This is a genomic window from Hoeflea sp. IMCC20628 (assembly GCF_001011155.1).
Taxonomy (GTDB): domain Bacteria; phylum Pseudomonadota; class Alphaproteobacteria; order Rhizobiales; family Rhizobiaceae; genus Hoeflea.
The window spans coordinates 71,644-95,070 of record NZ_CP011480.1 but is presented as its reverse complement, the minus strand read 5'-3'; the positions used below and the strand labels follow the sequence as shown (position 1 = coordinate 95,070).

Below are 23,427 nucleotides of genomic sequence, written 5' to 3'. Positions count from 1 at the left end.
GTGCGGCAACGCAACGCATTGTTCAGCAGCCTGTTAAAGGAGAAAGCATCCATGAAGGAAGTTAGCATTGTCGGCCTGGACCTTGCAAAGCGGGTGTTTCAGGCTCACGGAGCCAGTGCGGATGGCGGTGTCGTATTCCGCCGGACTCTGTCACGTGCCCAAAGTCTTGGCATCTGACGCAGGCCATCGAATCGACTATGGGTTTGCGACGCAGAACAACGGCTCAGGACAGCCAAGCTGCCATGGCAGCCGCGCCTGGCAACTCGGCATGCACACCGGACGGAGACGAAAATTGACCCTCACTCACCTCGACAGGCTTGAAGCGGAAGCAATCCACATCTTCCGGGAGGTTGCCGCCAGTTTTTCGAAGCCGGTGATGTTGTATTCCGTGGGCAAGGACTCTTCGGTCATGCTGCGGCTGGCGATCAAGGCTTTTTATCCCGCCAAGCCTCCGTTCCCTTTCCTGCATATCGACACCACCTGGAAATTCCGCGAGATGATCTCCTTTCGCGACCAGATGGCGGCCGACCTCGGGCTGGATCTGATTGTCCACATCAACCAAGATGGCGTGCGCGACGGGATCAACCCCATCGACCATGGCTCAAATCCGCATACCCACGTGATGAAGACGCTGGGGTTGCGCCAGGCGCTGGACGCCCATGGCTTTGACGCGGCATTCGGCGGTGCCCGGCGCGACGAGGAAAAATCCCGCGCCAAGGAGCGGATCTTTTCGTTCCGCAACGCGCAACATGCCTGGGATCCCAAGACCCAGCGGCCGGAGATGTGGAAAACGTACAACACCCGCATCGGCAAGGGCGAGTCAATCCGCGTGTTTCCATTGTCCAACTGGACCGAGCTCGACATCTGGCAGTACATTCTCAAGGAAAACATTCCGATCGTGCCGCTATATTTCGCAGCACCCCGGCCGGTTGTCGAGCGCGACGGGATGCTGATCATGATCGACGACGACCGTCTCAAGCTCAATCCGGCGGAAAAGCCCCAGACCCGAAAGGTCCGGTTCCGCACTCTGGGATGCTACCCGCTGACCGGCGCGCTGGAATCGGATGCAGAGACGCTTGAGGACATTGTCGGCGAGATGCTGATCGTACGCACCTCCGAACGCCAGGGACGGCTGATCGACCGGGATGAGTCGGGCTCGATGGAAAAGAAGAAAAGAGAAGGTTACTTCTGATGCAAAATCCAACGGTTCCAGATCTGGCGGGCGGCGTTACGGCCTATCTCAACCGTCAGGAAAACAAGTCGCTGCTGCGATTCATCACCTGTGGCTCGGTGGATGACGGCAAATCCACCCTGATCGGCCGGCTGCTCTACGACACCAAGATGATTTTCGAAGACCAGCTGGCTGCGCTGGAAAGCGACAGCCGCAAGCACGGGACAGTTGGCGAAGACATCGATTTCGCCCTGCTGGTCGATGGGCTGGAAGCCGAACGCGAACAGGGCATCACCATCGATGTCGCCTACAGTTTCTTCGCCACGGAAAAGCGCAAGTTCATCGTCGCCGACACGCCGGGGCATGAGGAATACACCTGCAACATGGCGACCGGCGCCTCGACAGCCGACCTGGCCGTCTTGCTAATCGATGCCCGCAAGGGCGTACTCGAGCAGACCCGGCGCCACTCCCACATCGTGTCACTACTGGGGATTCGCCAGATCGTGCTGGCGATCAACAAGATTGATCTGGTGGACCATGACCAGGCCGTTTTCGACCGCATCGTCGCAGAGTACCGCACTTTCGCCGAAACCCTTGGCTTTGATGACATCCGCGCCATCCCGATCTCCGCGCGATTTGGCGACAATGTGTCGATCCCGTCGAAGGCGATGACCTGGTACGATGGGCCGACGCTGATCGAGCATCTGGAAAGCGTGGTTCTGCCGGACAGCGCAGCCGAGCTTCCATTCCGGTTTCCGGTTCAGCTCGTCGTCCGCCCGCATCTCGACTTCCGCGGGTTTTCCGGTCAGATCTGCTCCGGCAAGATCACTGTCGGCGATCCCTTTGTGGTTGCTAATTCCGGCCAGCCGGGCAGGATCAAATCCATCGTGACGGCCAGCGGCGAACTGCCCTCGGCCCGCGAGGGACAGGCCGTGACGCTGGTGCTGGATGGCGAAGTCGATGTGTCCCGCGGCTCCATGCTGTCGGCCCCGGACGCACGGCCGCTAGTCAGCGATCAGTTCCAGGCGCACGTGATCTGGTTCGACCGGCATGCCCTGTTGCCAGGGCGAAGCTATATTTTGCGTAGCGAAACCATGTCGACGCCAGCCAGCGTGACAACGCTCAAGCACAAGATTGACGTCAATTCACTGGTGCTCGAGGCCGCCACGCATCTTAACCGCAATGAGATCGGCGTGTGCAACATTTCCACCCAGACGCCGATCGCCTTTGATGCCTATCGCGACAACCGGGCGACCGGCAATTTCATCCTGATCGACCGGATGACCAACGCCACGGTCGGCGCCGGCATGATTGATCATGCGCTTCGCCGGGCCGACAATGTGCATCGGCAGAACATTGACATCACCCGCGAGGCGCGCAGTGCGCTCAAGCAACAGATGCCGACGGTTCTCTGGTTTACCGGCCTCTCGGGCTCAGGCAAGTCAACCATCGCCAATCTGGTCGAAAAGCAGCTCCACACGCTCGGGCGCCACACCATGATGCTTGATGGCGACAATGTGCGACACGGGCTCAACCGCGACCTGGGTTTTACCCAGGAAGACCGGGTCGAGAATATTCGCCGTGTCGCCGAAGTGGCGCGGCTGATGAGCGACGCTGGCATGATCGTGCTGGTCTCGTTCATTTCTCCGTTCCGCTCGGAACGCAGGATGGCACGCGAGATTATGGCGCCCGGTGAATTTCTCGAGGTTTTCGTCGACACGCCCCTTGAGGAATGCGCCCGGCGCGATCCCAAGGGGCTGTACAAGAAGGCGATGTCCGGAAACCTGGTAAATTTCACAGGCATCTCCTCTCCCTACGAGGCGCCCGAGAAACCCGATATTCACCTTAAAACCGTGGACGACAATGCAGAGGCGTTGGCCAAGCTGGTTGTCGATCGGCTCAACCGAGATTTCAGCTAAAGCGAGTCGCATCTTTTGAGATTCGGGATTGAACGAAGCCGCTATCGCGGCATATGTGGCGTCTGATTTGCCAATATCTCTGCTGTTTTGAAGGATTGGGTTGTTTCCCCAACCTTCAAACAGGAGATGATGATGACCGAGATAAGCCCCCTGCGCCGGCGGATGATCGATGATATGACGATCCGCAACTTGTCGCCTGCGACACAGCGCTCCTACCTTCATGCAGTGACGAAGTTCTCGCGGTATTTCGGCCGATCGCCTGACCGCTGCGGACTGGAAGATGTTCGCGCCTTTCAGGTTCATCTGGTGTCATCGGGCATTTCATGGCCAGCCTTGAACCAGACGGTCTGCGCCCTCCGTTTCTTCTATGGCGTCACGCTTGACCATCACGAGATACCAGAACGTATTGCCTATGCCCGAACGCCAGCCAAGCTGCCAACTATTCTGAACGACGGCGAGATCGTCCGGTTTCTTGAAGCAGTTCCGAGCCTGAAGACGCGCACGGCGCTGACGACAGCCTATGCGGCAGGATTGCGGGCCTCCGAGACGGTCCATCTGAAGGTCAGCAATATCGACGGCGAACGCGGTGTCATACGGGTTGAGCATGGCAAAGGCGGCAAGGACAGGAATGTTATGCTGTCAGCGCAGCTACTCAGTATCCTGCGGGTTCACTGGAAGCTGGCGCGGCCGCAAGTCTGGCTGTTTCCGGGCCGAGAAGGAACCAAACCCATCGACGTTCAGGTTCTGCATTCGGCCTGTCGTTCTGCGCGTATCGCCGCCGGCATCGACAAACGGGTGACGGTGCATACGCTTCGCCACAGCTTTGCCACCCATCTGCTGGAAAGCGGCACCGACATCCGCATCATCCAGGTGCTACTGGGCCACAACAATCTGTCCACCACTGCGCGCTACACGAAGGTGTCCAACGCCCTGATCCGCAGCACAACCAGCCCGCTCGACCGTCTGACGCTGGAGGTTGTGCCGCCGGGCTGAGGATACCTCGCCATGGTGTCGGGGCTTGAGGTAGCGGATATATTCCGCCGCTACGGGGAACTTTACCGTCAAACACACGACGGTCATCTCGGACGTGTCGAGCGTCGCGTCATGAGTGCGGTCGAGATGTGCCGGACCGCTCGCCTGGGCGGGCATGTCCAGCAATGTCAGGACTGCGACACCGTCCGCATTGCCTATAATTCCTGCCGCAATAGGCATTGCCCAAAATGCCAAGGCCAGGCCAGCCGTGATTGGCTTGCCGCCAGACAGGCAGACCTTCTGCCCGTCGGCTATTTCCATCTCGTCTTCACCCTGCCGCAACAGATCGCCGCGATCGCCTTTCAGAACAAGGAGAAGGTCTACACGATCCTGTTTCGTGCCGTCGCCGAGACACTGCGCAGGATTGCTGCCGATCCCAGACATCTGGGTGCCGAGATCGGCTTCATCGCCGTGCTGCACTCCTGGGGCCAGAATCTCCACTATCATCCACATCTCCATTGCATCGTTCCAGGCGGCGGATTGTCATTCGACCAGTCTCGCTGGGTTGCCTGCCGGAAGAGCTTCTTCCTGCCCGTGCGGGTTCTGTCACGGCTGTTTCGGCGGTTGTTTCTGGAAGAACTCAAGCAGGTCTACGATCAGGGTCAGCTTCGGTTCTTCGGCGATATCGCGGGTCTGGCCGATCCCGCTGCATTCAATCGCACCATTAAACACATGCGGCGCATCGACAGGGTGGTCTATGCCAAGCCCCCATTTGCGGGACCCAAACAGGTACTGGCCTATCTCGGACGCTACACACACCGTATCACAATCTCCAATTCCCGCCTCGTCAACATCGATGGTGATCGTGTCACGTTCCGATGGAAGGATTATCGCCACGGCAGCAAACAGAATGTTATGACGCTCGATGCCGATGAGTTCATCCGCCGTTTCCTGCTTCACACCCTGCCAGAGGGCCTCCACCGCATGCGTCATTATGGACTTCTTGCCAATGGTCATCGGCAGCAAAAGCTGGACCGATGTCGCAGGCTGCTCAACGTCCGGCCGCCGGAGCCGTCGGTCGAAGAACCGGATGCAAAGCCACCACCATTGGCGCACCGCTGCCCCTGTTGTGGTGGAACAATGTCGATCATCGGCGCGCGGAACCCGTCCAAGCCAACCTGCCGGCCAGCATGGAACGACAGCTCATGAACATATCAGGCGCGGCTTCATTCCAACGATCAGCGTCGGCATGCCGAGCAGCCGCGAGCCTAATGCTTTGGCCAATCGTGCCTGCGCGACGCACGGCGCAACAGCACCCAAGGTTCGATCGATGCAAACCAGCAGACAGAGCCATCAAAAATACCGAAAATATCAGCCAGAATCGCCGTCCATACTTGGTCAAGAGTTCCGGCGAGGGGCCACCCTGCCAAACGCCATCCACCGCTTCAGCTAAATCCCCATAGTGCCAAACAACCCGCGCCTTCGTTCAATCCGGCTTCAATGAGGTCCGGCCCGTGAACGTGGCACGCTCGGCACACGGACCTCACAGAAACCTCCAGATTCCCTGACTGATTGATTTGTGATTCACTTTGCCCATGGAAGGAGAACCGCCATGGGTAAGCCGCATCCGGTTGAGTTGCGTGCGCGTGTCGTTGGGTTTGTAGAAGAAGGCAACAGTCATCGGGAGCCGACCCGGCATTTCCGGGTGTCGCCGAGATTTGTCAACAACATGATGATCCTGCATCGCGCCACCGGCTCGCTTGCGCCACAAAGGCAGGGCCATCCGCCAGGCGGCAAGCTGACGGCGCATGGCGAATGGATTGAGGCCCGTGTCGCCGCGAATGGGGAGGTGACGCTCGATGAGCTCTGCATCGAACTTGCCGGGCGCGGCGTTGATGTGGACCGCTCGACGGTCGGCCGGTTTCTCAACCGGCTTGGGCTGAGAGCGGCGGTGAGAAAGTCTGCCACGGTAGCGGGTCGCCCGTGAATTTCCCTGAATTCAGTTTTATGCAGCGATGGCTTGCTGATGATCGACGGGGGCCTGGGGCAGTCGGCTGAGGATGGTTGCGACCAGAAGCGCAAAAAGAAGCCTTATCCATCGGGCCAGGAGACGCATGTTGTGACCGGCGGCGGTCAGGATGGCATTGATCACATCGCCTTCGGCTCCAGCGAGGTGGTTTCGTTCTAGCAAACCGTCATCTTTGAGATGGCCGATAACCGGCTCAATGGCACTGCGTCGTCGCATTTCACGTCGGATGGTGGGTGATGTTATCCCGCGTGTATGGGAGATTGTGATGTCGAGGTCATCACGCTTGATCTTGTGGCCACGATATCCACGGTCAACATAGACACGGGCGACCGACGTTCCAGTCAGGCGGGCTACCTGGTCGATCTGTCCTGCCAGGCTGTGGCCGTCGTAGGGATTGCCGGGCAACACCATGGCCCCGAGAACGAACTGACCACCCTTGCATCGTTCATTTGTCGTCGCGATGGAGGTCTTGCAGCCGAACTCATAGCGGGTGCGGGCCTTGCCCTTGCCAATACATTCAACCTCTGGCGCATGGAATGCGTAGAGCTTGTTCTTGTCGCCGGACTGCTGGCCCAGGATTCGCTCTGCCCGTTCCAGCACGATTGCAAACACTGTCTCCAGGGTTGGGTCCGAGCCGATCTTGCGGCGGATATCTCGGATCAATCGCCCCAGCCAGGTGCGCATTTTCTTCAGTCAACGCAGGCCCTGCTTGTGGCCACCGGTGTGTAACAGACGCGCAACCTCGCGCCGTGCCCTGGTTGCCAGCCTAATGAATGACTGGCGCAGGCCGATCCCATGGCGCTTGGCTAGCCGGTTCAACCATTCGATGGCCCGTAGGATCAGATGGCTGTCCGTTGGATGTGCGACGGCCTTGGTTTGCACGGTGGTGTCAACGGTGATGCGTTCAAGATGGCGTTGGCTGACGGCCTTGGTCTTGATCGCAACTGCGACAGTTTCAGCCAGCAGGAGTTCCAGATCATCTGTCCCGATCCGTCTGCGCCAGCGGGTCATCGACGAACGATCAAATGGCAATCGATGCTGGAAATGGCTCTCCCCACAGAAGGCCTGAAAGTATGGGTTCTCCAGCCAGGCTGCACAGGTCTCCTCGTCCGATAGCCCCTTCATGTGTTTGAGCAAGTGAAGGCCCGTCATCAACCGCGTCCGAAGCCCACGTCGTCCCTTGTGCTCGTGATAGAATGGACCGAACGCGTCATCAAAACGGTCCCAGTCAATCATCTGTGCAAGCTTGAGAAGCTCGTGTTCGGGATCAAGGATCGCTTCCAGCGAACTCCGGAACAGTTCATCAGACAGGGTTTGAGGTTTGTTCGGACGCATTGCCATCTCACGCGTTGTTTGGACCTGATGAGAGTGGACTATGATCCGGCATCGAAGGGAATCCCCTACATGCGGGTGCGCAGGAAATCGCAAGGTATTGGATAGCCAAGGCACAAAACCTTGCGATTTCCAATACTTCGAAATCTGCAATAAGGAAGCCTCTTCAGAGGCTTATCGGAAAATCGCAGGTGACTAGCGGCGGGATAGTCCCGCTTCGACGGAGTAAAACTCGGCCACCTATTTATCCTTCTGTGACGAACGCAGGAGGGCTAAGGGATCTATACCGTGGAACTTTATCTGAAGGACCGTCTGGCTTGTTCTGGAGGAATGAGCCGGCGTCAGGCTGCAAAGCATTTCAACCTATCGCGCGACAGCGTGGCCAAGATGATGGCGTATTCAACACCGCCGGGCTACCAGCGTCAGTCACCGGTCCGGCGGCCGAAGCTGGACGCGTTCGTGTCGACAATCGATCACTGGCTCGATAAAGACATAAAGCTGCCGCGCAAGCAGCGCCATACGGCCAAGCGCGTGTTTGACCGGCTTCGAGACGAGCGCGGGTTTACCGGCGGCTACACGATCATCAAGGATTACATGCGCGAGCGCGAGCAACGCCGCCAGGAGGTGTTCGTGCCGCTGTCGCATGCGCGGGGGCATGGGCAGGCTGATTTCGGCGAGGCAATGGTGGTGATCGGCGGCGTGGAGCGGAAGGCGCACTTCTTCGTGCTTGATCTGCCCCACAGCGACGGTTGCTATGTGCGGGCCTATCCGGCGGCGGTGTCGGAGGCCTGGGTGGACGGTCACGTCCATGCGTTCGCTTTCTTTGGGGCCGTGCCGCAATCGATCGTCTACGACAATGATCGCTGCCTGGTGGCCAAGATCCTGCCCGACGGCACGCGCAAGCGCGCTACGCTGAGCGGCTTTCTTTCCCACCACCTGATCCGGGATCGCTACGCCCGCCCTGGCAAGGGCAACGACAAGGGAAGCGTCGAAGGGCTTGTTGGCTATGCCCGGCGCAACTTCATGGTGCCAATCCCAGAGTTTGCGACGTGGGAAGCGTTCAACGCCTGGCTGGAGGAGCAATGCCGCAAGCGCCAGCGCGACAGGCTGCGCGGCGAGAGCGAGACGATAAGAGAACGGCTACTGCGCGATGTGGCCGCCATGCGCGCGCTAGCGGCGTCGCCCTTTGATGCCTGTGACCAGGCCAGCGCCAAGGTAACGGCCCAGTCGCTTGTGCGCTACAAGACCAACGACTATTCCGTCCCGGTCGCCTATGGCCGGCGAGAGTATGTGCAGGTGCTTCGTCTGCTGGAAAGCTTCGAACTCGCCGACCTCCATGCGGCGGTGAAGCAGGCCATCCAGCTTGGAGCGATCGGCTTCGACGCCGTCAAGCATCTGATCCTGTGCCGGGTGGAACGCCGGCCACCGCGGCTGGATCTGTCCATCTATCCCTATCTGCCACGGGCGACGGTCGAGACGACCTCGGCGAAGGCGTATATGCGCCTTCTCTCGACGAACGCAGGAGAAGCGGCATGAGCACCGAAGCGCCAGATGCGCCCTCTGGAATCCTGCTCTCCCATTATCTCAAAACCCTCAAGCTGCCGAGTTTCTAGCGCGATTACCAGAAGCTGGCTCGGCTATGTGCCACCGAGGGCGTCGATCATGTCGGATACCTCACCCGGCTTGCCGAGCGGGAGATGATCGAACGTGATCGGCGCAAGGTCGAGCGCCGCATCAAAGCGGCAAGGTTCCCGGTCGTCAAAAGTCTGGACAGCTTCGACTTCACTGCTATTTCGAAGCTCAACAAGATGCGGGTGCTGGAGCTCGCGCGTTGCGAATGGATCGAGCGCCGCGAGAATGTCATAGCGCTTGGGCCCAGCGGCACGGGCAAGACCCATGTAGCGCTCGGTCTTGGCCTGGCCGCCTGCCAGAAGGGCCTATCGGTCGGCTTCACCACGGCCGCCGCACTTGTCAGCGAGATGATGGAGGCTCGCGACGAGCGGCGTCTGCTACGGCTCCAGAAACAGATGGGCGGCTACCAGCTTCTCATTATCGATGAGCTGGGCTTTGTGCCGCTATCCAAAACCGGCGCGGAATTGCTGTTCGAGTTGATCTCGCAACGATATGAGCGAGGCGCGACCCTGATTACGAGCAACCTTCCCTTTGACGAATGGACGGAGACTCTCGGGTCCGAGCGACTGACTGGCGCACTGCTGGATCGTATCACCCACCATGTCAGCATCCTCGAAATGAACGGCGACAGCTATCGTCTCGCCCAAAGCCGAGCCCGAAAGGCCGGCTGAAACCCTCTCAGAAAATAGCCGACTTTTACACCGCCGCGTGGCCGGATTCTACTTCGGCGTTGACAGCTTGAGCTGAGTCATAAAAAAAAAGCCTCAAGGCAAGCGAACAGTTGCGGCCGGAGATCGCCCACGCCCGTGATCTCTGGATCGAACGACGCTGGCGCTTCTTCAACAAGGCATTGGCGCGGCTGATCTTTATCGATGAAACATCGACCAACACCAAGCTGACCAAACGCACCGGGTGGTCAGCCAAAGGTCAGCGCTTCAACGCCTATACACCGTTCGGAGCGTGGAAAACGCAGACCTTCATCGCCGGCTTGCGCAGTCACGGACTGACTGCGCCATGGATCGTCAACGCTCCCATGAACGGTCGCATCTTCGAGACCTGGGTCGAAACCCAGCTGGCTCCAACCTTGTCAAAAGGCGACATCGTCATCCTCGACAATGTCGCCTTCCACAAAAGCGAGCGGGCAGAACAAATGGTCAGGGCAAAAGGCGCCAGGCTCCTCTTCCTGCCGCCCTACAGCCCCGACCTCAATCCCATCGAGATGGCCTTTTCAAAGCTCAAGGCGCTGCTGCGAAAGCACGCTGCCCGCAGCTTCGACGCCATCAGCACGGCGCTCGGCGAGATCGTAGACCTCTTCTCTGTCACAGAATGTCAAAACTTCTTAAAGGCTGCAGGCTATGAGGCACAATAGATGCGACGCGCTATATCGTCTCGCCCAAAGCCGAGCCCGAAAGGCCGGCTGAAACCCTCTCAGAAAATCGCCGCGGTTTTACGCCGCCATCTGGCCAGTTTTTACTCCGCCGTTGACACTGCTGACGCCAGATGGATTGTCTATAGCAAAAGTCTCTTCAGTCTGTCTTGCCCGAGCGGGTAAAGCGCATCAAGAGTGCGGATACACTCATAGTCACGTGCGAAAAACCGTTTAAGATTTCGGCGAGCCTGCGGGGACAGTCTCATGTTGGTTTCCGCAAGATCGGACTCATTCCTGTTCATGTGGACTGCATCGTCGACACCAAGCATCTCCTGCATATCTTGCTGAAGGGTCTCCTGCGTAAACACCGAGAAAATCTGATCGGGCCGCACGGAGCGCATCAAGGGGTCCAGATAGTAGAAAATGTCCTGACTGAAATGGACAATTTTCAACATGTCTCCAATGGCCTCGATGCAGAATTCACCGTCACGAATCAATCTTTCTGCCATTGTGTTTAGATCATTATATTTTTCCAGGACCTCAAATTCACCAGCAAATCTGAATTCCTGATCTTTGGATTTCACTACCTTTTCGTAACGCCATGCAAAAGCGGAGCTCAGTCGGTCAATCGGATTTCTGAGAACGATGAGGTACCGCGCTTTTTTTTGGTAGTGGGGCGGACGAATGTGGATCCGCTTGATGCGCGAGAACCTTTCTTTGACCACGTGGCTGATTGCGAGCGCGTCCGCTACCGTATAGCCACCGCATTTCCCGATATGCACAAACGTCAGTTCACTCGGATCCCCGTCCGTGTATTTCTCATCGCAAATTACACGTAAACGTTCTTCGCGATCAACGGCAACGAACCGGAAATACTTCGAAGCGTCTCCGGCATCTGACGTTTCGGCCGAAGCATCGTCGTGTTCACCGTCCGTTCGTTTCGGAGGCGGCTCGTCAAGGTCCGATGCAATGGTGACCGAGGGGTGACGCTCCATGGTGTTTGTCGAGTTCTACCTAATCAAGGTTTGGGTGATATCCGCGATGCCGCATGCAATCCGGTCCAGTTCCCGCGCTATCGCGCGAACCTTCTTCGACCTTATGTAGAGATGGACGCTATTGGAGCCTTGATCGCTTTGCAAGTCGTCATTGATTTGAAACTGATGTTCCAAGTCCTCCAGGAGGTATTTCTGGCCGGTGGACGATGCATGGTTGAAGTTGCTGTCAGGCTGTGATCCGTTTGCCAAGAAGTTCCAAAGTGCCCATTGCTCTGGCGTGAGTATGGCCATTTCGGCCGGTTGATGCCGTGAACGTTGTAATGACCTGTCGATGAAAACCGAGGGGTCAGTCGGTGCACGCAGTTCCTTGGCTCCAAGATCGGACAATTGAGCGACCAGTTTCTTCAGCGCTGTTTGTGGATCAGCAATCAGCTCATGGTAGGACACCGTTGCGCAAACACGATCTTTCATCGCTTCGATGGCGCTCAAATTGTATTTTTCCCAAAGCGCCACACCATGCTGCAACGATATCCTGTTTCTGGTTCGGAGGGATTTGGCGACGTCAATCGGGTTGCGGTATACGAATACGCAAATGGCGCTGGGCACCAAATCGATCAGCAATGGCAATAACAGACAAAGCCTCGGTTCCTTTACGACCCACGTGCTTTCCTGAGACATCTGGCCAACCAGCCGCGTGAATGCTGCGCGCTGCTGGTCGAGCGTTTGCCGTGCGACGGCATCTCTCGAGAAGCCGGAAACCTTCCACCAGTCTGCTTCAGCCGCTTGCAGCAGGGTGTCGCAGATTTTCCGCAAATCACGGCGCTCAAAAAAACCATGGGGGTTCTCAGCGCTTGAGCCTGTCAAATCACCATCCGCCCCTACGGCAGCTCCACAGGCATGGAGTGCACCGGTCAGTGCAGACGTCCCAGACCGGTGCATGCCAACAACGATCAAGCAGCTGCCGTTTTCCAAATCCCGAACTTTCTGCTTTTCAAGCGTGAAAACCTACATGGCGGTCTATTCACTGCTTTCATGTATTGCCTTGTGACGTTCAGCCAAGACCTGCTATTTGCCCAATATATTCAAATTCTAAGCACTAGGCAAGTCGATACATATGAACCTACGGTCACCTCGACAAGTCTGCTGGAACGTTTTCATTTTATCGCTACTGAACGACTACCGGCTTGCGCCGGTAGGATCGACGACGTGCTTTTCCAGGTACTGAAGTACCACGTCTTCGGTGATGGCGCCGTTTGTGGTCGAAAAGTACCCCCTACCCCAAAACCGTTGCCCCCAATAGCGTTTCTTCAATGCGGGGAACTCCCGCTGTATCAGAAATGAGGATCGGCCTTTAACCTTGCGCATGAAGTCGCTGATGGAGAGCTTGGGCGGGATTGAGACAAACATATGGACGTGGTCGGCAGACACAACACCGCTGATAATATCGACACCGTTTTCACGACAAACGCGGCGGATGATTTCACGTATGCGCCTTTGGATATCGCCTCGAAGAACCTTGAAGCGATACTTTGTCGACCAGACGACGTGATAACGGTGATAGAAAATGCAATGCTTGCCAGTATCATAGTGCATGATCATCCTCTCCAGAAATATGAACCTGAAGCCCATTCGGGCGGTTCATATTTCTGGAGAGGATGATCATTCTTCTTGCGTTCACGCTGAAGCGCTCCCGTCTGAAGACGGGGGGTTTACTCCAATGCGTGGATACTAAATAGATGGGATGGTTGCTGCCCTCTCCCAACGGCATCGTGATGTGCCAAGATCGTGCTGCTGAAAGCAACAAAACGGAGAGGACGGCAAGATGAAGGATATGATGATTGGTGTGGATCTGGCGGCTTTTCAGGTTGTTGAAGCCCGGCCTAGCTTTCCTGCGATCTCCAACATTCAGGCGGTCAGCTCAGTGGCATAGTCTGCCCAAAGGTTGAAGGCATCGGATCTCGCACGGCGATAGGATTGTGCGTTCAGGCGGTGGCGTTTTGGGCGAAAGATGCTGGCAGTCTGGTCGTGCACGGATAAAAAGCGCTGTGCCTGGCGCGGGGATTTGAACCGGCCCATAATTTTTTCGCGCCTTCGAGTGTGCCTGTGGGAGGCCTCGCCTCGGTTGTTCAGTCCCTTGTGTTGGCGGTGTTCGAGGCCGGGTGCGATCTCAGTCTTGGCGGCACCATAGGACCTCAGCTTGTCGGTCACCATGACGCGCAGCTTGTCGGTGATCATCACACGCGGCGAACGGCCTTGCCCTTTCAGGATCTTGCGCATCAAACGTTTCGCAGCCTTGGCATTGCGGCGACTTTGCACCAGCACGTCGAGAACAAAGCCGTCCTGATCGACGGCCCGCCAAAGCCAGTGTTTCTTTCCACCAATGGTGATGACAACCTCATCAAGATACCATTTGTCGCCGAGTCTGCCGGCAGATCGCCTCCGGATATCATTGGCAAAGTGTCTACCGAATTTCTCAGCCCAAAGTCCAACGGTCTGATGAGAGACGATGACACCACGCGCTGCCAGCAGATCCTCGACCATCCGCAGGCTGAGCGGAAACCGGAAATAGAGCCAAACGGCATGGGCAATCACCTCCGCTGGAAATCGATGGCGACGATAAAGAGGATCACGCGTAAATCTGGTCATTCCGCCAGATCCCACATTTTGATCGATGTCCGGTTAACGTTACAGTGCCTGTTTATCTGATCGTGGGCTGACAGGAAGCGCTGCGCTTGACGAGGCGATTTGAACCGCCCCATGATCATCTCTCGCTTCCTGGTCTGGCGGTGTGCATTTTCAATTCTGTTATTCAGGCCCTTGTGGGCTCGATGATCAGCATCCGGGGCCAGATTTTGTATCGGATTGATGTAGCTGTGCAGCTTGTCCGTCACGACGACACTCGGTTCACCGAATTGCTTGACCAGTTTGGAAAAAAAGCGCTTGGCAGCCTTGGTGTTGCGGCGAGCTTGAACCAGAATGTCGAGTACGTCACCATCGGCGTCAATGGCCCGCCAGAGCCAGAATTTCTTTCCACTGATCGTGATGACGGCCTCATCCATATGCCACTTATCGCTCGGCTTGGGCCGGTCTCTGCGAATGCAGTCGGCAAAATGTCGGCCAAAGCGCTTGATCCAGAGTCGAACCGATTCCCTGCTCACGATAACACCGCGTTCAGCAAGCAGGTCTTCCACATCGGCCGTGCTTAGAGCAAACCGATGATAGGCCCAGACGGCGTAGGCGACAACTTCACGCGGAAAACGAAACCCCTTCAAACGAGGAAAAGTGCTCGGTAAATTCATGTCGCCTAGATAGAGGAAACGCCGGGGTCAAACAACTTGGCAATACCAAAGCGACAGCTATAGCGCCGCCTTGAAGGAGCTTGCGCCGGGAATAGAACATCGCAGTCACAAGGGTCTCAACAATCGATCCGAAGGGTCGCATCGCCCCACCCGACGACGAGAAAAGACCATGGGTCGTTTCAAATCACCCCGCCAAGCACAGCGGTTCTTATCCGTCCATGACCAGATCCAAACCGTCTTCCGCCCTCGCCGCCACACCCTTTAAGCCGCCTGCTACCGTCAGTCCAGAGACAACGCCCATTGGATCTGGGACGACATCACGCGTGAGCTGAGGGCTGCTTGAGATCCAGCGACAGGCTATCGTTGCGAAGGTCGCCGACAACTTGACGACCCCTGCACAACTTCAATGTAGTTTCAATCGCCAGATCAGAGTAACGCGGCTGGCCTCCCCTCGTCTTACGTCGTGGAGCGCCCAGCCGCTAAGCGCTTCCGGCGTTACCCAAAGAGTCAAACTACCGCAGCGGCGAAGGCCCGCCTCATACTGCGGCCAGTTCGTTACCTTGAACTTCATCTTGCCATGTGATGGCGGCGGGTGGCGTTATGTTTGTGCGGCATGCTGGACCAATCATGCTATTTTCGATCCCCGCCGCATAGACGCAAAAAGGTTGAAATCTCATCCGCGCACCAACGCCCCGCCAAACTAGATGTGACGCCAAGCCTTAAAGCGGTCTTTTCAGCCATCGTGACAGCACGCCGATGATCCCTTCGCGGAATACCAGCACCCCAATGACGAAAATCACACCCTGAATAACCGTGACCCATGCACCGAAGGTTGCCAGGTAGTTCTGCATCGTCACAATGATGGCCGCACCGACGAGCGGCCCGAATATCGTGCCCATGCCACCCAGCAGGGTCATCAGCACGACCTCGCCTGACATCGACCAATGCACATCCGTGAGCGAGGCCAGTTGGAACACCTGGCTCTTGGTGGCGCCGGCCAGGCCGGCCATTGTCGCCGACAAGGTGAAAACAATCAGTTTGTAGCGGTTCACGTCATAGCCCAGCGAAATGGCGCGCGGTTCATTTTCGCGGATCGCTTTGAGAACCTGGCCGAAAGGCGAATGCACGATCCGGTAGAGCATCAGGATGCCGCCGAATGTCACCACCAGCACGAAGAAATACAGCGCGATATTGTCGGCCAGCGGGATCAATCCGAACAGGTCGCCGCGCGGCACGCTCTGAATTCCGTCCTCGCCGCCGGTGAATTCCGCCTGCAGCGCGACAAAATACACCATCTGCGCAAAGGCCAGCGTGACCATGGCGAAATAGATGCCCTGCCTGCGGATAGCCAGCGAACCGATGGCAAAGCCCAGCACACCCGCCGCCGCAGCGCCGCACAGCACAGACAGTTCCGGGGTCAGGCCCCAGACCTTCGCGGCATGGGCAGCAACATAGCTTGCTCCGCCGAAATAGGCCGCATGGCCGAACGACAACAGCCCGCCAAAGCCCAGCAACAGGTTGAAGGCCGCTGCGAACAGTGCAAAGCACATCACCTTCATCGCGAAGATCGGATAGACAAAAAACGGCAGCGCGATCAACGCGGCGAGCATGACGGCAAAGATGGCTTTGTGCAGTGTCGGCATGCCGGCGGTTTGCACCACGGGCGCAGCATCGGTTGTCTTGTCTTGCATAGCCATCAGGCGGGCCTCCCAAACAGCCCTTCAGGCTTGATCATCAGGACGATTGCCATGATGACGAAAATCACGACGGCCGATCCTTCGGGATAGAATACGCGGGTCAGGCCCTCGATGATGCCGAGCATATAACCCGTCAGAATCGCGCCCATGATCGACCCCATGCCACCAATCACCACCACCGCAAAGACGACGATGATCAGCTGCTCACCCATGGTCGGGTTGACCGAATAGATCGGGGCGGCCAGCACGCCTGCGAACCCGGCCAGCGCCACGCCGAACCCGTAGGTCAGCATGATCATCAGCGGCACGTTGACGCCGAAGGCACCGACCAGTACCGGATTTTCCGTCGCCGCGCGCAGATAGGCGCCCAGCCGGGTCTTTTCGATCATGAACCATGTGCCGAAACATACGAAAACAGAGGCGGCGACGACCCATGCGCGATAATTGGGCAGGAACATGAAACCGAGATTGTGTCCGCCAGACAGCAGATCGGGGATTTGATAGGGCAGGCCGGAAATACCGTAATAATTGCGGAACAGACCCTGAATGATAAGCGCCAGACCAAAGGTCAGCAACAAGCCGTAGAGATGGTCAAGATGATAGAGACGCGACAGCATGGTGCGTTCCAGCACGATGCCGAAGGCCCCGACAATCAGTGGTGCCAGAATCAGCGCCGGCCAGTAGCCAATGCCGAGATAGTGGAGCAGCATCCAGGCCACAAAGGCGCCCGCCATGTACAGCGCACCATGAGCAAAATTGATGATGTTCAGCAGTCCGAAGATCACGGCCAAACCGAGCGACAAAACCGCATAAAACGACCCGTTGATCAGCCCCAACAAGAGTTGGCCCAGCAGAACCTGCGGTGGTACTCCCAATAACTCGAACATGTTTTGGCCCTGTTGCGCGGTTTCGTGGAAGACTGTCCGCCCCGCCTGAACAGCGGGGCGGACAGGTTGCCAAGTTTACTGCTTGGTGAAGTCGCACTCGTCCAGCATCGGCAGGAACGCTTCTTCGCCGGTGATGGAGGAGATCTGGTTGTAGAGGTCCCATTCACCTTCCGACTGGTCGGGCGACTTGACTTCGAACAGGTACATGTCGTGAATTGCACGACCGTCGCCCCGCACGGTGACCTTGCCAAAGAGCGGATCGTTGAATTCCATCTCTTTCATCTTGGCGACAACGGCCTTGCCGTCATCCGCACTGCCTACGGCCTCAACGGCGGCTAGATAGGCCATGGTTCCGGAATAGACGCCGGCCTGAACCATTGTCGGCTGCGCGCCGTGGATGTCCACGAACCGCTTGGACCATGTGCGGGTGTCGTCGTTCTGATCCCAGTAGAAGGCTTCGGTCAGCGACAATCCCTGTGCGGTCTGCGCACCCAGTGCATGCACATCGGTGACAAAAAACAGCAGAGCGGCCATTTTCTGACCGGCCTGAGTGATGCCGAATTCCGACGCCTGCTTGATTGCGTTGACGGTATCGCCGCCGGCATTCGCCAGACCGATCACGTCAGCGCCGCTGCCCTGTGCCTGAAGCAGGAAGGACGAGAAATCCTGCGCCGGGAACGGCACGTTGACCTGGCCGACAACTTCGCCGCCATTGTCCTTGACGACCCGGGCGGTGTTTTCCTCAAGCGAGTGGCCAAAAGCATAGTCAGCCGTCAGGAAAAACCATTTCTTGCCGCCTGCCTTGGTCATAGCCGCACCGGTGCCGGTGGCAAGTGCTGCGGTGTCATAGGTCCAGTGGACTGTAGTCGAGCGGCACTGTTCACGGGTCAGCGATGTGGAGCCGGCGCCGGAATCGATCAGAACGCCGTTCTTTTCATTGGTGATGTCAGCTACGGCCAGGGCCACCGACGACGTCGGTACGTCGAGGATCGCGTTCACGCCGTCCACATCATACCATTGACGGGCAATGTTGGAGCCGATGTCTGGTTTGTTCTGGTGATCGGCCGAGATGATTTCGACCTTCATTCCCTTGTCGGCGGCCTTGAAATCCTCAACGGCCATGCGTGCGGCCACGACGGATCCTTCGCCGGACAGGTCGGCATAGATGCCGGAGCGGTCGTTGAGCACGCCGAGCTTGACATTGATATCCTGGGCCAGCGCCGAGGAGCCGGTCATCGCAGCCAGTGCTGCGGAGCAGATAGCGAGTTTCCTGATCATGTTTTTCCTCCTGTTTGCAGCGCGGATGCGCCGCTTGATTGGTGTTTGTTGGTCAGACACCCAGATAGTCGTGGAGTTTCTGAGTGTTCTGTTCAAGCTGGTCGTTGGGGATCATATCCACGACCTTGCCCTGATCGACGATGTAATGCCGGTCGGCGACCGATGCAGCGAAGCGGAAGTTCTGTTCCACCAGCACGATGGTGAACCCTTCGTCCTTCAGTGCAGCGATGGTGCGGCCGATTTGCTGGACGATGACGGGCGCCAGCCCTTCGGTCGGTTCGTCCAGCAGCAGCATCTTGGCACCGGTGCGCAGGATGCGTGCGATCGCCAGCATCTGTTGTTCGCCGCCCGAAAGCTTGGTGCCCTGGCTGCTGGAGCGCCGTTCCTTGAGGTTCGGAAACAAATCGTAGATTCGTTCGATGGACAGGCCACCCTCGGCGATGCGCGGCGGCAGCAGCAGGTTTTCCTCGACACTGAGCGACGAGAAGATGCCGCGTTCCTCGGGACACAGTGCGATGCCCAACCGGGCGATGTGGCGCGGCTGCATGCCGATCAGTTCGGTTCCGGCAAATGTGACGGAGCCGGTCCGCTTGCCCAAAATCCCCATGATCGCGAGCAATGTCGAGGTCTTGCCCGCCCCGTTACGGCCCAGCAGGGTGACAACCTCGCCCTGAGGCACCTCGAAATCGATACCGTGCAGAACATGACTTTCGCCATACCAGCCCTGAAGACCGCTGACCTTTAATAGCACCTTCGCCGCATCAGTCATGGCTCGCTCCGATATAGGCCTCGATCACCGCGGGGGTCTTCGAAATCTCAGCGTAGGTGCCTTCGGCTAGAATCTCACCGCGCGCCAGCACGGTGATGCGGTCCGACAGGTCGGCCACGACCGACAGGTTGTGTTCCACCATGAGCACGGTGCGGTTTTTTGCGATCCGGCGGATCAACTGGGAGATAAGCTCCACATCCTCGCGCCCCATGCCCGCCATCGGTTCGTCCAGCAGCAGCATGTCGGGGCTCAGCGCCAATGTGGTTGCGATCTCGAGCGCGCGCTTGCGACCATAGGGCAGGGCGGCGGCGCGTTCATTGGTGAATTTGGTGAGCCCGACTTCGTCGATATAGCCCTTGGCCTGATCGTCGAATTTCGACAATAGGCGGTCCGACCGCCAGAAGTCATAACTTTCCCCGCGCATACGCTGCAACGCCACTCGCACGTTCTGCAAGACGGACAGATCCGGGAAAATGGCCGAGATCTGAAAAGACCGCACCATGCCCAGCCGCGCGATTTCGGCGGGCTTCATGCGGGTGATGTCCCGGCCCTCGTAAGTGATCGTGCCACGGGTGGGCTGCAGGAACTTGGTCAGCAGATTGAAACAGGTCGTCTTGCCGGCACCGTTCGGGCCGATCAGCGCGTGGATGGTTCCCTTTTCGATCGACAGATCGACGTCGTTCACGGCAACGAAACCCTTGAACTCCTTTGTCAATCCCTTGGCCTGAAGCGCGATTGCCATTCTTCCCCCAACGTCGTCATTCGTCCTCGTGTCACGTGCGCAAGTGCAAGGCCAGGCCGTGTCGATAGATAGGTACCAGCATTTGAATACCGAACTTCCACATGAAACATGAATCAATATTCATGTCAATATTCTGCTCACCGTCTCGGCATCGTCGTCTCTGCGCCTCCGTGCTTTTGTCACGTCGAGGTTGAAGGACCAAACAGCCCTTTCCTGTCGTCCGGTTTGCAAGGGTTGAGCCGACAAAAAGTTGTAGGCTGTTGCTACCGGCGGCATTGCCAGGTTCTTGGACGTCCGCGTTTCGGATAACGAGAGGAAGTTGCCCCCGCGAGCTGAGACAAACGACTTGGCAATGTCGTTTCGCCCCATCGAAGGTGCCAAACTCAACGACGGCATCGCTCACAGCGATCCCAACCAATGCCGCGCCGCTCAATGATGCCTCATCACCTAAATTCAGCCATAGCTCCACCGCGAACCGCACATTCTTCCGTCCTCGCAGCAGCAAAAGTTGATGGACCGGACAGCGGCTGGAGGGCTGGTCCGAATATTGACATGAATATTGATTCATGTTTCATATTTGTACCGTTGTTCGCTTAGGGGAGGAGACCCGATATGAAGATGAAAACGATACTGGCAACCGGTGTGGCCGCAGCAATGCTGGCCGTACCGGCGCTCGCCGAGATCAAGATTGCACATGTTTACGGAAAGACCGGAGCGCTTGAGGCCTATGCAGCCCAGTCGCATAACGGACTGATGCTTGGCCTCGAATACGCCACTGGTGGCACCATGGAGATCGATGGCGAAAAAATCGTCGTGATTGAGAAAGACACCCAGATCAAGCCGGATATCGGCAAGGCCATGCTGGCCGAGGCCTATGGCGATGACGAAGCCGACATCGCTGTCGGACCGGTCAGTTCCGGCGTGGCGCTGGCAATGCTTCCGGTCGCCCAGGAATATGAAAAAATCCTGATCGTCGAACCTGCCGTGGCCGATTCGATCACCGGCGAGAACTGGAACCGGTTCATTTTCCGCACCGGCCGCAACTCCTCGCAGGATGCGATCTCCAACGCTGTCGCCCTGGGTGGCGAAGGCGTGACAATCGCAACGCTGGCGCAGGATTATGCCTTCGGACGCGACGGAGTGGCAGCCTTCCGCGAGGCGCTGGCTGGCTCGGGTGCCAAGATAGCGCTTGAAGAATATGTCCCCACCGACACCACCGACTTCACCGCTGCAGCGGAACGCATCTTCAACGCCATGGGCGATATTGAAGGCAAGAAGAAGCTGTTCATCATCTGGGCCGGCGGCGGAAATCCGATGGGCAAGATCAACGCCATGGATCCCTCGCGCTTCGGCATCGAGATCGCAACCGGCGGCAACATCCTGGCGGCGCTGACGGCCTACAAGGAACTGCCGGGCATGGAAGGTGCGACCTACTATTACTACGAGATTCCGAAAAACCCGGTCAATGACTGGCTGGTCAAGGAACACATGGCCCGCTTCGGCTCGCCGCCTGACTTCTTCACAGCGGGCGGCATGGCAGCCGGCATTGCAGTGGTCGAGGCGATCAAGAAGGCCGGGTCAACCGACACTGAAGCACTTATCACCGCGATGGAAGGCATGGAATGGCAGACGCCAAAGGGCCTGATGCGTTTCCGCAAGGATGACCATCAGGCACTGCAGTCGATGTATCATTTCCGCACCGAGATCCAGGACGGCAAGGACTATGGCGTCCCGGTTCTGGTCCGCGAGATCGGCATTGACGACATGGATATTCCTGTCCGCAACTAAGCCTTAACGCCGCGGACGCCCCTCATGGTGTCCGCGGCATTTTTATCCCCTGCCGATAGGTGCGCGATGACACAGACGCTTCTGGAAACGGACAGCCTGACGGTCCGCTTTGGCGGTCATGTGGCAGTGGACAATGTCACCTGCAGCTTCAAGGCTGGCGAACTCACCGCGATCGTGGGGCCGAATGGCGCAGGCAAGACAACCTATTTCAACTTGATCTCCGGACAGATCACCGCTTCGGCCGGGACCGTGCGGCTGATGGGCGAGGATGTGACACGCGACCCGGTGGCCCAGCGCTGCCGCAAGGGGCTGGGGCGCGCCTTCCAGCTGACCAATCTGTTTCCCAACCTCACGGTGCTCGAAAATGTCCGCCTGGTGATCCAGGCCCGGCGCCGGATGGGCTTCAACCTGTTCTCCATGGCAAGTTCCCACACCGAACTGACTGTCGCGGCGATGGCCGTGCTTGATCGGGTGCGGCTTCACGACCTTCGCGAACAGAAAGTCGGCGGACTCAGCCACGGCAACCAGCGCAAGCTCGAGGTCGCGATCCTGATCGCGCTGGATCCCATGGTTTACATGTTCGATGAACCGACAGCCGGCATGAGCGTCGACGAGGCGCCGGTGGTGCTTGATCTGATTGCCGAACTCAAGGCCGACACCGACCGGACGATCCTGCTGGTCGAGCACAAGATGGATGTCATCCGCTCGCTCGCCGACCGCATCATCGTGTTGCACAATGGCGAGCTTGCCGCTGACGGCGACCCGGCCACGGTGATGGCCTCAGACGTTGTGCAGGAAGCTTACATGGGACGGGACCTCGCAGATGTCTGATCCGATCCTCGAACTCTCCGGCATCCACACCGACATCGCCCAGTATCACATCCTGCAGGGCGTCGATCTGGCGGTGCCGCGCGGCGGCGTGACCATGCTATTGGGGCGCAACGGCGTCGGCAAGACCACAACGCTACGCACCATCATAGGTCACTGGCAGGCGAAATCCGGCAGCCTGCGCTTCAACGGCGCCGACATCACCACCATGCCGACCCCTGCCCGGGCCCGCGCCGGAATAGGTTTTGTGCCGGAAGACATGGGCATCTTTTCCGATCTGACAGTCGAGGAAAACATGATCCTCGCAGCCGCATCCGGCCCGCTTGATCCGGCCCGTATGGAATGGATTTTCGAAGCATTCCCGCCGTTGCGAACATTCTGGCGGTCGGAAGCCGGCAATCTGTCCGGCGGGCAGAAACAGATGCTCTCGATCGCACGCGCCATGGCTGAAGAGCGGCAATTGTACCTGATCGACGAACCCACCAAGGGTCTGGCGCCGGCGATCATCTCGACGATGGCCGGCGCGCTTCGTGACCTGAAGAAGAAGGGCGCGTCGATCCTGCTGGTCGAACAGAATTTTGCCGTCGCCAAGGCGCTCGGCGACACCGCCGCGGTGATGGATGACGGGCGGATCATTTGGGCCGGCCGGATGGCCGAACTCGCAAGCGATGCCGGTCTGCAGGAACGCCTGATGGGCCTGAGCATGGAGGCGCATTGATC

General features: G+C 58.0%; 19 protein-coding genes and 6 pseudogenes. 13 read left to right on the top strand and 12 right to left on the bottom strand.

Features of this window, described 5'->3' with window-relative positions; all coding sequences use genetic code 11:
* Positions 1–51 precede the first annotated feature (51 nt).
* The 6 genes and pseudogenes from IMCC20628_RS25250 to IMCC20628_RS23195 all read left to right on the top strand — a co-directional run.
* Positions 52–168, top strand: a pseudogene (locus IMCC20628_RS25250) (IS110 family transposase); the annotation flags it as partial.
* 124 nt (positions 169–292) lie between these two features.
* On the top strand, positions 293–1,192 hold the full coding sequence (gene cysD / locus IMCC20628_RS23215) for a sulfate adenylyltransferase subunit CysD (protein ID WP_245307979.1): 900 nt from the start codon (positions 293–295) through the stop codon (positions 1,190–1,192).
* A complete protein-coding gene (gene cysN, locus IMCC20628_RS23210) occupies positions 1,192–3,090 on the top strand; it encodes a sulfate adenylyltransferase subunit CysN (RefSeq protein WP_047032956.1) in 1,899 nt (632 codons plus the stop codon). The genes cysD and cysN overlap by 1 nt, the downstream gene beginning before the upstream one ends.
* Before the next feature lie 132 nt (positions 3,091–3,222).
* Positions 3,223–4,083, top strand: coding sequence for a tyrosine-type recombinase/integrase (locus IMCC20628_RS23205; RefSeq protein ID WP_047032955.1), 861 nt, complete (start codon positions 3,223–3,225; stop codon positions 4,081–4,083).
* Positions 4,084–4,095: 12 nt separating this feature from the next.
* The gene (locus IMCC20628_RS23200; RefSeq protein ID WP_047032954.1) at positions 4,096–5,271 is read left to right on the top strand and encodes an IS91 family transposase; all 1,176 of its coding nucleotides are present in this window, start codon (positions 4,096–4,098) and stop codon (positions 5,269–5,271) included.
* 403 nt (positions 5,272–5,674) lie between these two features.
* Positions 5,675–6,049, top strand: coding sequence for a transposase (locus IMCC20628_RS23195; RefSeq protein ID WP_047032953.1), 375 nt, complete (start codon positions 5,675–5,677; stop codon positions 6,047–6,049).
* A gap of 18 nt (positions 6,050–6,067) precedes the next feature.
* On the opposite strand, the pseudogene IMCC20628_RS23190 reads toward IMCC20628_RS23195, so the two are convergent.
* Positions 6,068–7,426, bottom strand: a pseudogene (locus IMCC20628_RS23190) (IS5 family transposase).
* 327 nt (positions 7,427–7,753) lie between these two features.
* Here IMCC20628_RS23190 and istA point away from each other — a divergent pair.
* The 3 genes and pseudogenes from istA (at position 7,754) to IMCC20628_RS23175 (ending at position 10,424) form a co-directional block, all read left to right on the top strand.
* Positions 7,754–8,959, top strand: a complete 1,206-nt coding sequence (gene istA, locus IMCC20628_RS23185) for an IS21 family transposase (protein WP_082128381.1) — start codon at positions 7,754–7,756, stop codon at positions 8,957–8,959.
* Positions 8,956–9,726 (top strand): annotated as a pseudogene (istB, locus tag IMCC20628_RS23180) (IS21-like element helper ATPase IstB). Before istA ends, istB begins: the two are co-directional and overlap by 4 nt.
* Before the next feature lie 110 nt (positions 9,727–9,836).
* Positions 9,837–10,424: an IS630 family transposase gene (locus IMCC20628_RS23175; protein ID WP_245307978.1), complete on the top strand. Its 588-nt coding sequence runs from the start codon at positions 9,837–9,839 to the stop codon at positions 10,422–10,424.
* A gap of 140 nt (positions 10,425–10,564) precedes the next feature.
* Here IMCC20628_RS23175 and IMCC20628_RS23170 read toward each other — a convergent pair whose 3' ends face one another.
* From IMCC20628_RS23170 to IMCC20628_RS23150, 5 genes and pseudogenes are all read right to left on the bottom strand, one after another.
* Positions 10,565–11,419, bottom strand: coding sequence for a hypothetical protein (locus IMCC20628_RS23170; RefSeq protein WP_047032951.1), 855 nt, complete (start codon positions 11,417–11,419; stop codon positions 10,565–10,567).
* Positions 11,420–11,434: 15 nt separating this feature from the next.
* A complete protein-coding gene (locus IMCC20628_RS23165) occupies positions 11,435–12,373 on the bottom strand; it encodes a sulfotransferase (RefSeq protein WP_156174708.1) in 939 nt (312 codons plus the stop codon).
* Positions 12,374–12,595: 222 nt separating this feature from the next.
* The gene (gene tnpA / locus IMCC20628_RS23160) at positions 12,596–13,012 is read right to left on the bottom strand and encodes an IS200/IS605 family transposase (RefSeq protein ID WP_047033009.1); all 417 of its coding nucleotides are present in this window, start codon (positions 13,010–13,012) and stop codon (positions 12,596–12,598) included.
* A gap of 312 nt (positions 13,013–13,324) precedes the next feature.
* Positions 13,325–14,065 carry an IS6 family transposase gene (locus IMCC20628_RS23155; protein WP_047032949.1) on the bottom strand — a complete coding sequence of 247 codons (741 nt, stop codon included), beginning with the start codon at positions 14,063–14,065 and terminating at the stop codon, positions 13,325–13,327.
* A 50-nt stretch (positions 14,066–14,115) separates the two neighbouring features.
* Positions 14,116–14,718 (bottom strand): annotated as a pseudogene (locus IMCC20628_RS23150) (IS6 family transposase); the annotation flags it as partial.
* A gap of 55 nt (positions 14,719–14,773) precedes the next feature.
* Between IMCC20628_RS23150 and IMCC20628_RS24885 the strand changes: the two are divergent.
* A pseudogene (locus IMCC20628_RS24885) lies at positions 14,774–14,980 on the top strand (DDE-type integrase/transposase/recombinase); the annotation flags it as partial.
* 142 nt (positions 14,981–15,122) lie between these two features.
* Here IMCC20628_RS24885 and IMCC20628_RS24880 read toward each other — a convergent pair.
* The 6 genes and pseudogenes from IMCC20628_RS24880 to IMCC20628_RS23125 form a co-directional block, all read right to left on the bottom strand.
* Positions 15,123–15,333, bottom strand: a pseudogene (locus IMCC20628_RS24880) (transposase); the annotation flags it as partial.
* A 104-nt stretch (positions 15,334–15,437) separates the two neighbouring features.
* Complete coding sequence (locus IMCC20628_RS23145; RefSeq protein ID WP_047033008.1) at positions 15,438–16,409, bottom strand: branched-chain amino acid ABC transporter permease; 972 nt, start codon at positions 16,407–16,409, stop codon at positions 15,438–15,440.
* A gap of 5 nt (positions 16,410–16,414) precedes the next feature.
* The gene (locus IMCC20628_RS23140) at positions 16,415–17,302 is read right to left on the bottom strand and encodes a branched-chain amino acid ABC transporter permease (protein WP_047032947.1); all 888 of its coding nucleotides are present in this window, start codon (positions 17,300–17,302) and stop codon (positions 16,415–16,417) included.
* Positions 17,303–17,377: 75 nt separating this feature from the next.
* Complete coding sequence (locus tag IMCC20628_RS23135; protein ID WP_047032946.1) at positions 17,378–18,580, bottom strand: ABC transporter substrate-binding protein; 1,203 nt, start codon at positions 18,578–18,580, stop codon at positions 17,378–17,380.
* A gap of 52 nt (positions 18,581–18,632) precedes the next feature.
* Positions 18,633–19,349, bottom strand: coding sequence for an ABC transporter ATP-binding protein (locus IMCC20628_RS23130; RefSeq protein ID WP_047032945.1), 717 nt, complete (start codon positions 19,347–19,349; stop codon positions 18,633–18,635).
* Positions 19,342–20,091, bottom strand: coding sequence for an ABC transporter ATP-binding protein (locus tag IMCC20628_RS23125; RefSeq protein ID WP_047032944.1), 750 nt, complete (start codon positions 20,089–20,091; stop codon positions 19,342–19,344). Before IMCC20628_RS23125 ends, IMCC20628_RS23130 begins: the two co-directional genes overlap by 8 nt.
* Before the next feature lie 618 nt (positions 20,092–20,709).
* Here IMCC20628_RS23125 and IMCC20628_RS23115 point away from each other — a divergent pair.
* The 3 genes from IMCC20628_RS23115 to IMCC20628_RS23105 all read left to right on the top strand — a co-directional run bounded on the left by IMCC20628_RS23115 (position 20,710) and on the right by IMCC20628_RS23105 (position 23,425).
* Positions 20,710–21,879, top strand: a complete 1,170-nt coding sequence (locus IMCC20628_RS23115; protein WP_047033007.1) for a substrate-binding domain-containing protein — start codon at positions 20,710–20,712, stop codon at positions 21,877–21,879.
* Between the two features lie 66 nt (positions 21,880–21,945).
* Complete coding sequence (locus tag IMCC20628_RS23110) at positions 21,946–22,710, top strand: ABC transporter ATP-binding protein (protein WP_047032942.1); 765 nt, start codon at positions 21,946–21,948, stop codon at positions 22,708–22,710.
* Complete coding sequence (locus tag IMCC20628_RS23105; protein WP_047032941.1) at positions 22,703–23,425, top strand: ABC transporter ATP-binding protein; 723 nt, start codon at positions 22,703–22,705, stop codon at positions 23,423–23,425. The genes IMCC20628_RS23110 and IMCC20628_RS23105 overlap by 8 nt, the downstream gene beginning before the upstream one ends.
* The last annotated feature ends 2 nt before the right edge of the window (positions 23,426–23,427 follow it).